Raw genomic sequence first — 12737 nt, forward strand, 5'->3', positions numbered from 1 at the left:
CCCACCTCCACAGCCGAATGCCCACCATGACCAGCGCTCCATCCAGCCTCGCTACACACGCCACGCGCCCCGCCTATCGCCCCTGGTCCGTGCGCACGGTCGTGGTCCGCCTGTCCCGCAAGCTCTCGGCCACCTACCGCATCCGCAGCGGCCGCCGCCTGTCGCGCCTCCTCGCGGTGTTGCTGGCGGCCGTGTCGCCCTGGGCCGCAGCCTTGCCGCAAGGCGGGCAAGTGGTGGCCGGCCAGGCCACGGTGAGCACGCCCACCGCCAACGCCATGGTGGTCAACCAGGCCAGCGACAAGGCGGTGCTCAACTGGCAAAGCTTCAACATCGGCGTGGGGCAATCCATGCAGTTCGTGCAGCCCGGCGCATCGTCCGTTGCGCTGAACCGTGTCATCGGCAACGGCGCCTCGTCCATCTTCGGCGCGCTCAGCGCCAACGGCCAGGTCTTCCTGATCAACCCGTCCGGCGTGATGTTCGCGCCCGGCGCGCAAGTCAATGTGGGCGGCCTGGTGGCCTCCAGCCTGGACATCAGCAACGGCGACTTCATGGCCGGCCGCTATTCCTTCAGCGGTGTGGGAACCGGCGCTGTCGACAACTACGGCACGATCAACGCCGCACGCGGCGGCTACGTGCTGCTGGCCGCGCCGCAAGTCCGCAACGCCGGCGCCATCAGCGCCGAGGCCGGCTCGGTCGGGCTGCTGGCGGGTTCGCGCGTGTCGGTCGACACCTCGGGCACGGGGCTGGTGCGCTTCTCGGTAGACGCCGCAGCCGCGCAAGCCGCCATCCACAACAGCGGCAATATCTCCGCGACAGGCGGCCAGGTCGCCGTGCTGGCCAGCGCCATGGGCGACGCGATGGCGACCGTGATCAACCAGTCCGGCGTGATCCGCGCCAACTCGGCCACAGAGCGCAACGGCACCATCGTGCTGAGCGGCGGCGCCACAGGCGTGGTCCAGGTCTCCGGCACGCTCGATGCCAGCGGCACGGCCGCGGGCCAGAGCGGCGGCACGGTGCAGGTGCTGGGCGACAAGGTCGCGCTGAACACCGGTGCGTCCATCGATGTGTCCGGCCCTGCCGGCGGCGGCACGGCGCTGGTGGGGGGTGATTACCAGGGCGGCAATGCGGCCGTACAGAACGCCTCGCGCACCTACGTTGCCGCAGGCGCAGCGATACGCGCGGACGCCACGGACAGCGGCAAGGGCGGCAAGGTGGTGGTCTGGGCCGATGGCGACACCCGCCACAGCGGCGCCATCAGCGCGCGCGGCGGCGCCAACGGCGGCGACGGCGGTTTTGTCGAAGTCTCGGGCAAACAGCAACTCGACCTGCGCGGCCGCATTGATGTCGCCGCGCCCGTGGGCTCCGGCGGCACGGTGCTGCTGGATCCGCAGAACATCCTCATCAACACCACCGCCCAACCCTCGCCGCCCAACAACGCCGACGGCACGCCGGATGTGGCCTTCGCGGATCCGCCCGCCGCGGGCGCCTACACCGTCCAGGTCGCCGACGTCACCGGCTACAGCGAGCTCTACCTGCAGGCCACGAACAACATCACCCTGGCCAACGCATTGACCATGGCGGCGGGCGGCAAGGTCCGCTTCGACGCCGGCAACACGATTGCCCTCAATGCCGCGTTGACAGCCTCCGGCGGTGTGAACCTCACCGCCGCCAACATCACCAGCACCGCTGCCGGCAGCATTAGCGCCAGCGGCGGCGGCAACACCAATGCGGGCAACGTCACCCTCACGGCCACCGGCACCGTCAACCTGGCCGGCGCCATCACCGCCACCGGCGGCACGGCCACGGCCGGCAACGCGGGCCGCAGCGGCGGCGTTGTCAGCATTACGGGCGCGGGCGTCACGACGGCGGCCATCACGGCCAACGGCTCCGCCGGATCCGGCGCAGGCCAAACCGGCGGCACGGGCGGCGCCATCAGTGTCACTTCGACCAACGGCATCGCCGCCACAGGCACGCTCACGGCCAGCGGCGGCGCCGGCGGGGCCGGCCCATCGGTGGGCGGCAATGCAGGCAGCATCAGCCTTTCCAACAGCACCGCCGGCAATATTGCGGTAGCCGGGTTGACGGCGAGCACAGGCAACGCATTGACGACTGGCGCGGGCGGCGTGGCCGGCAGCATTTCGGTGGTCAACAACGTCGTGGGTGCCAGCCTGGGCACCGGCAACATCACCACCGTGGGCGGCAACAACGGCAACGGCGGCGCCATCACGCTCAGCTCCGCCGGCGCGCTGAGCGCGGGCACCGTCACCAGCACCGGCGGCACGGCGCTGGCCAACACCTCCGGCCGCAATGCCGGTGCGATCAACATCACAGCGGCCGGCGCCATCACCGCCCTGGGCGCGGTGACGGCCAGCGGTACCGCCGCCACCACTGCCGGCAACGGCGGTAATGCGGGCGCGATCTCCATAAGCGCCACAGGCGGTATCGCCGGCGCGGCCATCACGGCCAGCGGCGGCGCCGGCGTGGGCGCCAGCGGCAACGGCGGCAACGCCGGCAGCATCACGGTCACCAACAACGGCGCCGGCAACCTCGGCACCGGCGCGCTGGCGGCACAGACCGGCGCGGCCACAGGCACCGGCGCAGGCGGCACAGCCGGCAGCATCAACATCACCAACAACGCGGCCGGCGCGAACCTGAGCACCCTGGCCATCAACACGGCGGGCGGCGCAGGCGGCAACGGCGGCGCCGTCACGCTGGCCTCGCAGGCGGGCGTCACCGTGACGGGTGCATTGGGCACCAGCGGCACGGTGCTGGCCGCGGGCACGCGCGCCGGCAGCCACGCCGGCAACATCACCATCACCGGCGTCAACCGTTCCGTTTCCGGTCTCATCACCGCCAGCGGCAGCGCCGCCAACGGCGCCGGCCAGGCCGGCGGCAACGCGGGCGTGGTGAGCATCACCGGCAGCGGCACCCTGGGGACCAGCAACATCACCGCCTCCACAGGCGCCGCGACCACCACGGGCGCGGGCGGCACGGCCGGCAGCATCACGGTCAACGGCAGCGCCGTCACGGTCGGTGCGTTGACCACCACAGGCGGCGCCAACGGCCACGGCGGCAGCATCAGTGCGACGTCGACGGCCGGTGCGCTGACGGCCGGCGCCATCACCGCCAACGGCGGCACGGCCAATGCGGGCACGAGTGGGCGCAATGCGGGCACGGTTACGTTGCAGGCCACGGGCGGCTTGCTGACTGGCACGACGGTCACCGCCAGCGGCACGGGCGGCACGCTCACGGGCGACCAGGCCGGTGGCCATGGCGCGGCGATTTCCATCACCGGCGACAACGGCATCACCGTCACCAACCTCGCGGCCAGCGGCGGCGCCGGCGTGGGCACGAATGCCGCGGGCGGCAACGCCGGCAGCATCACGGTCAACAACAGCGGCAGCGGCAATATCGGCACCGGCACCCTGATCGCACAAACCGGCAATGCGGTGGGCACGGGCACGGGCGGCACGGCCGGCAGCATCAGCGTGGCCAACACCGCCGCCGCGGGAACACTCTCGACGGCGGCCATCACCACCACCGGCGGCACCAAAGGCAATGGCGGCAATGTCAACCTGTCGGCCCTGGGCCAGGTGTCCATCGTCAACAACAACATCACGACCAGCGGCGGCGCCACCGTCAACGGCCTGGCCGGCCGCAATGCCGGCGCCGTTACCATCAGCGGCGGCGGCCTCAACATGGGCACCGGCACCATCACGGCCTCGGGCGGCGCGGCGGCCGCCACGTCCAGTCAAAAGGGCGGCAGCGGCGCGGCCGTCAGCATCACCACCACCGATGCCGTGACGACCGGCGCCCTCACCGCCGGCGGCGGCGCGGGCGGCACGACCAATGGCGACGGCGGCGACGCCGGCAGCATCACCGTGCTGAACAACTCCACCACGGCAGGCGCCATCGCAGTGGGCACACTCACGGCGCGCACCGGTGCAGCGGTAGGCACGGGTGCAGGCGGCGCGGCCGGCAGCATCAGCGTGACCAACCATGCAGCCGGCGCCAACCTGACCACCCTGGGCATCGACAGCAGCGGCGGCGCGGGTGGCAACGGCGGCGCGGTCACGCTGGCTTCGCAGGGCGGCGTCACCGTGACAGGCACCCTGAACGCCAGCGGCACGGTGCTGGCCGCGGGCACACGCGCCGGCAGCAATGCCGGCAACATCACGATCACCGGCATCAACCGTTCCGTCTCCGGCCTCATCACCGCCAGCGGCAGCGTGGCCAACGGCGCCAACCAGGCCGGCGGCAACGCGGGCGTGGTCAGCCTGACCGGCAGCGGCACCCTGGGCGCTGCCGCGGGCATCACCGCGTCCACGGGCGGCGCGACGGGCACGGGCGCCGGCGGCACGGCCGGCAGCATCACCCTGACTGGCACGGCGGTCACGACCGGCGCCTTGACCACCACGGGTGGCGCCAACGGCCACGGCGGCAACATCAGCGCCACCTCGACAGCCGGCGTGCTGACGACCGGCGTTATCGGCGCCAGCGGCGGCGCGGCCAATGTTGCGACCAGCGGCCGCAATGCAGGCTCCGTCACGCTGCAAGCCACGGGCGGTTTGCTCACTACTACCACCGTCACTGCCAGCGGCACGGGCGGAACCCTCACGGGCGACCAGGCCGGCGGCAACGGCGCGGCGATTTCCATCACCGGCAACAGCGGCGTCACGGTGGCCAACCTGGCGGCCAGCGGTGGCGCAGCGGCCGGTGCCAACGCGGCGGGCGGCAATGCCGGCAGCATCACGGTCAACAACACCGGCAGCGGCAACATCAGCACCGGAACGCTGACGGCGCAAACCGGCAATGCTGTCGGTGCAGGTGCGGGCGGCACCGCCGGCAGCGTGAGCGTGGCCAACACCGCCGCCGCAGGAACACTTTCCACCGCGGCCATCGCCACCAACGGTGGCGTCAAGGGCAACGGCGGCAACGTCAGCCTTTCCGCCGCGGGCCAGGTGTCCGTGCTTAACAGCAACATCGCCACGAGCGGCGGCACCACCGTCAACGGCCTGGCCGGCCGCGATGCCGGCAGCGTCACCATCAGCGGCGCCGGCCTCAACATGGGCACCGGCACGATCACGGCCTCGGGCGGCGCGGCTGCGGCCACGTCCAGCCAGAAAGGCGGCAGCGGCGCAGCCGTCAGCATCACATCCACCGGAACCGTCGCCACGGCGGCCATCACAGCCAGCGGCGGCGCGGGCGGCACCACCGGCGGTGACGGCGGCAACGCCGGCAGCATCAGCGTGGCCAACACGGTCGCGGGTAGCGTCACCGTGGGCGCGCTGGCCGCACAAAGCGGCAACGCGGTCGGCGCGGGTGTGGGCGGCGCGGCCGGCAGCATCACCCTGAGCAACACGGCGGGCAACCTCACCACGGGCACACTCACCACCACGGGCGGCACCTCGGGCAACGGCGGCAATGTCAGCGTGACCGCAGCCAGCGGCGCGGTGGCGGTCGGCGCCATCGTCGCCTCGGGCGGCGCGGCGACGGGAACTGCCAGCGGGCGCAATGCCGGCACGGTCGGCATCTCGGGCGCCGGCGTCATCACGGCGGCCATCACGGCCAATGGCACCAACGGCAGCACCATCGGCGCCGGCGGCAATGGCGGTGCGGTCACCGTCAGTTCCACCGCGGCCATCAGCAGCACCGGCGCGATCAGTGCCATAGGCGGCAACGGCGCAGGCGCCAACCAGGCCGGCGGCCAGGGCGCGGCCGTGTTTGTCGCCTCCACCGGCGGCAACGTGTCGGTCGCAGCGGTCACCACCACAGGCGGCAATGGCGGCACCGGTGTGGCGGCAGGCGGCAACGCCGGCGCCATCACGCTCGACGCAGCCGGAGGCGCACCCGCCATCACCTTGTCGGGCAACCTCACGGCGCTGGGCGGCAACCAGGCGGGTGGGGCCATCTCCGGCAGCGGCGGTGCGATCCAGGTCAAGGACGACGCGCTGCTCAATGCCGCCACCGTGACGGTGGATTCGCGCGGCGGCAATACCGGCGCCGGCGCCGGCGCCAACATCCAGTTCGACGGCGCCATCAACAGCCAGGCTTCCGGCCGCGCGCTGGTCCTGCAGGCGGGCAAAGGCGACGTCGCCGTGACGGGCACCGTGGGCGGCACCCTGGCCCTGTCGGCGCTGACGGTGACGGCCAACGACATTGCCGTGGGCGCCATCGGCGGCGCATCGGCCGGTGTCACCGGCGCCACATCGCTCACGGCCGCCACGGCCGGGGCCGACATTGGCGACATCGCGCTCAACGGCGCGCTCAACGTCAACGCGCTCACGCTGTCTGCCGCCAGCGCCTTGACGCAGGCCAATGCCATCAAGGCAACCACGGCTTCACTCACCGCCGGCGCCCTGAACGACATCACCTTCAACAACGCCGGCAACGACTTCACCGGCGCGGTCTCAATCGTGTCGGGCCGCAACGTCGTGCTGACCGACGCCAATGCGCTGAGGCTGGGCACGTCCACCGTCTCGGGCACGCTGGCGGTGAACACCGCAGGCCTGATCGACCAGAGCGGCGCGGTGACCGTGACCGGCGCCACCACGCTGGCGGCCGGTGCGGCCAACGACATCACGCTGACCACCGCCACCAACAATTTTTCCAACGTCGCCGTCACCAGCGGGAATGTTGTCTCCCTGCGCGACACCAATGCCGTTGCGCTGGGTGCTTCCACCGCGGCAACCAGCCTCACGGTGGTCGCCGGTGGCGCCATCACGCAGACCGGCGCCATCACCACCCCCACACTGGCCGCGAAGACGCTGATCAATGCAGGCGCCGCGATCACGCTGAACAACGCCGGCAACGATGTGGGCACCGTCACCCTGCAAGCCCGCAACGGCGCCGACACGGCCAATGCCGCAGGCGCAATCTCTTACCGCGACGCGACGGGCTTTGATGTGGCCGCCGTCAACACCACGGGTGCGCTGACGTTGCAGTCGGGCGGCAACATCACGCAAACCGGCGCCGTCAATGCGGCATCGCTCGCGGCGGCCGGCACGGGCGCGGGTTCATTGAACTTCGGCACCCAGGCCAACAACATCGCCGCCCTCAACGCCATCACGGCGGCGGGCGGCTTTGCGCTGACCAACGGCAACAACGCGGTGACGGTGGCGGGCAATATCAGCGCCACCAACAACGCTGTTTCCATCGACACCGGCACGGGCGCCTATACCCAGAACGCCAACATCGATGTAGCGGCCGGCAGCGGCCCCATCACCGTCACGGCAGATACCGTCAACATCGCCGCGAACACCGGCAACAACGCCCTGACCACCAGCGGCGTGTTGACGCTCAAGGCCAAAACCGCGAATCGCACCATGTCGCTGGCAGGCGCTGCCGGGTTTGACCTCAGCGCTGCCGAGCTCACCGCCATGGCCACCGGCGCCACCGGCCCCATCGTCATCGGCGATACCGCGAGCACCGGCGCCATGACGATCGGCGGCGCGGTCAACCTGGCCGGCAAGACGCTGACGCTCAACGCCGGCGCCATCAACGATGTGGGCCAGCAAACCATCACCGCGCAGAACATCACGCTCAACGCCAACGGCCAGATCGGCACCGACGCCAGCAACGGCATCGACGTGGCGGCCACCAACCTCAGCGTCAATACCACTGGCAATGCCAGCGCTTTTGTGCGCAGCACCGGCGCCGTCAACCTGGGTGCGGGCGGCGCAGGCTCCAGCGTCGGCACCGGCACGCTGGACCTGGCAGCGCAAGGCGCGGTCACGCAGACCGCCGGCACCGGCAACATCACCGCCGGTGCGCTGAAGGTCAAGACGCTGCTCAACGGCGGCGCAGCCATCACGCTCAACAACAGCGGCAATGCCAACACCACCATCAACCTGCAGTCGCGCGATGCGGCAGACGCGGCCAATGCCGCCGGCGCCATCCAGTACCGCGGTGCGGCAGGATTTGACGTGGCGGCCATTGCCACCACAGGCAATGCCACCCTCTCCGCGGGCGGCGCGGTCAGCCAGTCCGGCGCCGTAGCAGCTTCGGGGCTTGCACTGACGGGCGCCGCCGGCGCCTACACCCTGGCCAACGCGGGCAATGCCGTCACCACGCTGGCCGCCAATGCCGCCAGCGTCGACTACAAACAGGCCGGCGCGCTGGTCGTAGGCGCCGTCGGCGCCACCACCGGCGTGACGGCGAGCGGCACCGTCAAAATTGAAACCACCGGCGCGGCCTCCAACCTCACGCTGAACAACGCCGTGAGCTCCTCCGCCACCGGCGATGCCATCGTCCTCAAGGCCGGCAGCGCCAATGCGGCCGGCGTCAGCACCGGCGGCCAGCTCATCAACAATGTGGGCGCGGGCGGCATCGTGGCAGCCTCGGGCCGTTACCTCGCCTACAGCGGCGACCCCGGCGCCACGCTCGAAGGCGTTGCCGGTTACAGCAAACGCTACAACAGCGACGCCAGCTATGTGCCGGCCGGCAGCGCCAGCACCTTCCTTTACCGCATCGCGCCGACCTTGACCGTCACCGCCGATAACAAGACCAAGGTCTATGGCGACACCAACCCCGTGCTGACCGGCGTGGTGGGCGGCCTGATCGACGGCGACACCGCCGCCGGCCTGGGCGTGAACTACACCACCACCGCCGTCGACCGCACCGCCGTGGCGGCGGGCCCGGTGGCCATTACCGCCGGCACGGGCGCCAACAGCGAGAACTACACGCTGGCCCTGACCAACGGCGCGCTCACCATCACGCCGCGTGCGCTGACAGTGAGCGCCACCGGCCAGAACCGTGTCTACGACGGCGGCGTTGCCGCTACCGTCGCGCTCACCGACAACCGGCTTGCCGGCGATGTGCTGACGGCCACCAACACGGCAGCCAGCTTCCTCGACAAAAACGTCGGCACCGGCAAAACCGTGAATGTCAGCGGCATTGCCCTCACCGGCACGGATGCCGGCAACTACACGGCCAACACCACGGCCGCCACCACCGCCGACATCACGGCCCGCGCCTTGACGGTGACCGCCGCGGGAACCAACAAGGTCTATGACGGCAACGTGACGGCGGGCGTCACACTCGGCGACAACCGGGTCGCCGGCGACCAGCTCGCCATCAGCAATGCCGCCGCCAGCTTCGGCGACAAGAACGTGGGCACCGGCAAGGCCGTCAGCGTCAGCGGCATTGCCGTCACCGGCACCGATGCCGGCAATTACACCTTCAACACCACGGCCGCAACGGCCGCTGACATCACACCGCGGGCTCTCACGGTCAGCGCCACGGCGCAAAACCGGGTGTACGACGGCGGCACCGCTGCAACCGTGGCGCTGGGCGACAACCGGCTCGCCGGCGATGTGCTGACGGCCACCAACACGGCAGCCAGCTTCCTCGACAAAAACGTCGGCACCGGCAAAACCGTCAACGTCGGCGGCATCGCCATCACCGGCACGGACGCGGCCAATTACAGTGTGAACGCCACCGCTGTGACCACGGCCAACATCACACCGGCTTCCATTGCCAATGTCAGCGGCATCACCGCCGCCGACAAGATGCAGGACGGCACCACGGCCGCCACGCTGTTGACCGGCGGCGCGGCGTTTACCGGCCGCATCGGTGCGGACGTGCTGGCCGTGGGCGCTGCCACCGGCAACTTCGACACACCCGGTGTCGGCAACAACAAACCCGTCAGCATCACCGGCATCACGTTGTCGGGTGCGGACGCCGGCAACTATGTCTTGCTGAACAACACCGCCGCCACGACAGCCACCATCACGGCGGCCCCGGCCAACACGGCCGAGCGTGCCGGTGATTCCCGCCTGAGCAACGGCATTGCATTGCCGGTTCTGGAGGCAGACGACCGGCGCGAGCAGGCATTGCGCCGCTCGGCCGGTATACGCAGCCCGCAAGTGCAAACTGCCGTGACGGAGCCACCCACCTTCCGCCTGGCGGGTTTTGCCGAACTGCCCATTGCGGCCGCTGACGATTGCACCGTTGCGAGCCGCGGCCCCAGCTGCGTTGGGCAAGTGCAGTCCGGCGAAGGCCAGTAAGCGCTAAAAAGCGCTGAAGCCGGCGCCTGCGCGCAGCCCGCAGGCGTCAAATCCGGCGGGTATCATGTGGCCGACAACTCACTTCAAGGGAGCGCGCCATGGCCTTAATGGACTTCATCAAGAAACAGTTCATCGACATCATCCAGTGGACCGAGGCCGACGACGGCACACTGGCCTGGCGTTTCCCGATGGCCGACATGGAAATCCAGTACGGTGCCTCGCTCACCGTGCGCGAGTCGCAGATGGCGGTGTTCGTCAATGAAGGCAAGGTTGCCGATGTCTTCGGCCCCGGCATGTACAAGCTGACGACGCAGACCATCCCTGTCCTGACTTACCTCAAGAACTGGGACAAGCTGTTTGAGTCGCCCTTCAAGAGCGATGTCTACTTCTTCAGCACGCGCCAGCAGATCGACCAGAAGTGGGGCACGCCCCAGCCCATCACCATCCGCGACAAGGACTTCGGCGCCGTGCGCCTGCGCGCCTTCGGCAACTACAACTTCCGCGTTGCCGACCCCAAGCTCTTTCACACCGAGATCTCGGGCACACGCGAGCGCTACACCACGGCCGACCTGGACGGTCAGCTGCGCGGCCTGGTGCTGCAGAACATCTCCAACGCCATCGCCTCGAGCGACATCGCCTTCCTGGACCTGGCCGCCAACCAGCTGGCATTTGCCCAGGCGCTGGTGACGCAACTCACGCCCGAGTTTGCCAAGATCGGCCTGAAGCTCGACGGCATGACGGTGCAGAACGTTTCGCTGCCCGAAGAGCTGCAGAAAATTCTCGACCAGAAAATCGGCATGGGCATGGTCGGCAACGACATGGGCAAGTTCATGCAATACCAGACCGCGCAGGCCATTCCGAAGTTCGCCGAAGGCGGCGGTGGCGGCAGCGGCATTGCTGGTGACGCGATGGGCCTGGGCGCCGGCGTGGCGCTGGGCCAGGTGCTGGCGCAAAACCTGCAGCAAGGCCTGCAGGGCAATGCCGCCCAGGCGGCCTCGGCTGCCGCAGCGGCAACCGTCAAGCCCGACGATGTCATGGCCACGCTCGAGAAACTCGGCGAACTCAAGGCCAAGGGCATTCTCACGCAGGAAGAGTTCGACGCCAAGAAAGCGGAGCTACTCAAGAAGCTGGTGTGATGCCAGGCTTTCCGCGCATCGTTCACTGACCGTTTCTTCACCACAGGCCCACCTTGGCATCAGAGCCTCAGCAACGCGCGTACCGCGCGCCGTGCCCGGGTTGCGGCGCGCCCGTTGAATTTCGCAGCGCTCAGTCCACGCATGCGGTGTGCGGCTATTGCCAGAGCACCGTCGTGCGCGACGGTGATACGCTGTCGCGCATCGGCAAGATGGCCGAGCTGTTCAACGACTTCAGCCCGCTGCAACTGCAGGCATCGGGGGTCTGGCAGGGCCGCAATTTCACCCTCGTCGGCCGGCTGCAATACAAGTACGCACAGGGCACCTGGACCGAGTGGTACGCGGTGCAGGACGACGGCAGCACCGCCTTCCTGAGCGAAGACAACGGCGCTTATGTTTTCAGCCTGCCCACCAGCCTGCAGCGCGCCGTGCCGCCGGCCGAAAATTTCCGTGTGGGTGCCACCACGGCGATCAATGCCAAGCCGTTCAGCGTGGCGTCCAATGAACAGGTGTCGCTGCTGTCGGCACAGGGTGAATTGCCGCGCCTGCCCGCCTTGGGCACACCGTTTGCGATGGTCGAATTGCGCAGCGCCGACGGCGATGTGCTCAGCATCGACTACGGCACGGCAGCCGCGAGCAGTGCACCCGCGCTGTCGCTGGGCCGCTCCGTCCTGTTGGAAGACCTCAAACTCACGGGCCTGAAGGACGAGTCCGCCAAAGACGAAAGCGGCAAACAGTTCAGCTGCCCGAACTGCGGCGCGCCGGTCGAAGTCACGCTGGCCGGCAGCAAAAGCATCACGTGCCGCTCCTGCAACAGCATCATCGACCTCACGCAAGGCACAGGCGCTGCGCTGAAGCACGCCATCCAGGATGAACCTGTCAGCCCGCTGATCGCGCTGGGCACGGTCGGCCAGCTGGTGGGCGCGCAGTGGCAGGTGGTGGGCTTCCAGCACCGCATGGGCTATGAGCCCGATGATCCCGACGAGCACTTCGGCTGGGACGAATACCTGCTCTACAACCAGAAGCGTGGCTTTACTTTTTTGGTCGATGCCGAAGACGGCTGGAGCCTGGTCAAGCCTGTCACCGGCGCCCCCACCTTCAAGACCGGCGGCGACAGCGCCAGTTATCTCAAAACGACCTACCAGCTGCAAAGCAGCTACCGCGCCGAAACGACTTATGTCGCCGGCGAGTTCTACTGGCAGGTCGAGCGCGGGCAGAAAACGTTCAATCGCGACTTCGCCAACGGGAGCGCCTTGCTGTCGCAGGAGGAGGCGCCGAATGAAATCACCTGGTCCAGCGGCAGCAAGGTCGACGGCGACCTCGTTGCGAAGGCCTTCAAGCTGGATGGCAAGAAAGACCTCTTCAAGCGCGCGGATGCCACACCGCTGAGCAGCGCGTCGGGCATGGGCTGCGTCACCATCATCGTGATCGTGCTGCTGATCTTGCTGTTTCTCTTTGTGATCGGCCGTTGCTCTCGCTGCGACCCGAATGTCGAGAATTGTTCGTCGTCCAGCAGCGCGCGCAGTTCGGGCGGCTCTTACGGCGGTTATTCCGGTGGAGGCGGCCATAAATGAAAGCCGCGTCTTTGTTCTTCCTC

General features: G+C 69.1%; 3 protein-coding genes. All 3 read left to right on the forward strand.

What is annotated here, in order from left to right; translation table 11 throughout:
• The first annotated feature begins 26 nt into the window (after positions 1 to 26).
• The 3 genes from DT070_RS07055 to DT070_RS07065 all read left to right on the forward strand — a co-directional run bounded on the left by DT070_RS07055 (position 27) and on the right by DT070_RS07065 (position 12714).
• Positions 27 to 10007, forward strand: a complete 9981-nt coding sequence (locus DT070_RS07055; RefSeq protein WP_164483727.1) for an S-layer family protein — start codon at positions 27 to 29, stop codon at positions 10005 to 10007.
• 98 nt (positions 10008 to 10105) lie between these two features.
• Positions 10106 to 11143: an SPFH domain-containing protein gene (locus tag DT070_RS07060; RefSeq protein ID WP_122954746.1), complete on the forward strand. Its 1038-nt coding sequence runs from the start codon at positions 10106 to 10108 to the stop codon at positions 11141 to 11143.
• A 53-nt stretch (positions 11144 to 11196) separates the two neighbouring features.
• On the forward strand, positions 11197 to 12714 hold the full coding sequence (locus DT070_RS07065; protein WP_122954747.1) for a DUF4178 domain-containing protein: 1518 nt from the start codon (positions 11197 to 11199) through the stop codon (positions 12712 to 12714).
• Positions 12715 to 12737 lie beyond the last annotated feature (23 nt).

Origin of the sequence: Polaromonas sp. SP1 (genome assembly GCF_003711205.1) — a bacterium.
Classification (GTDB): domain Bacteria; phylum Pseudomonadota; class Gammaproteobacteria; order Burkholderiales; family Burkholderiaceae_C; genus Polaromonas.

What these genes read in the sequence shown, in the direction of transcription:
- DT070_RS07060 (WP_122954746.1), top strand. Translation starts at nt 10,106, where the DNA reads ATGGCCTTAATGGACTTCATCAAGAAACAGTTCATCGACATCATCCAG.
- DT070_RS07055 (WP_164483727.1), top strand. Translation starts at nt 27, where the DNA reads ATGACCAGCGCTCCATCCAGCCTCGCTACACACGCCACGCGCCCCGCC.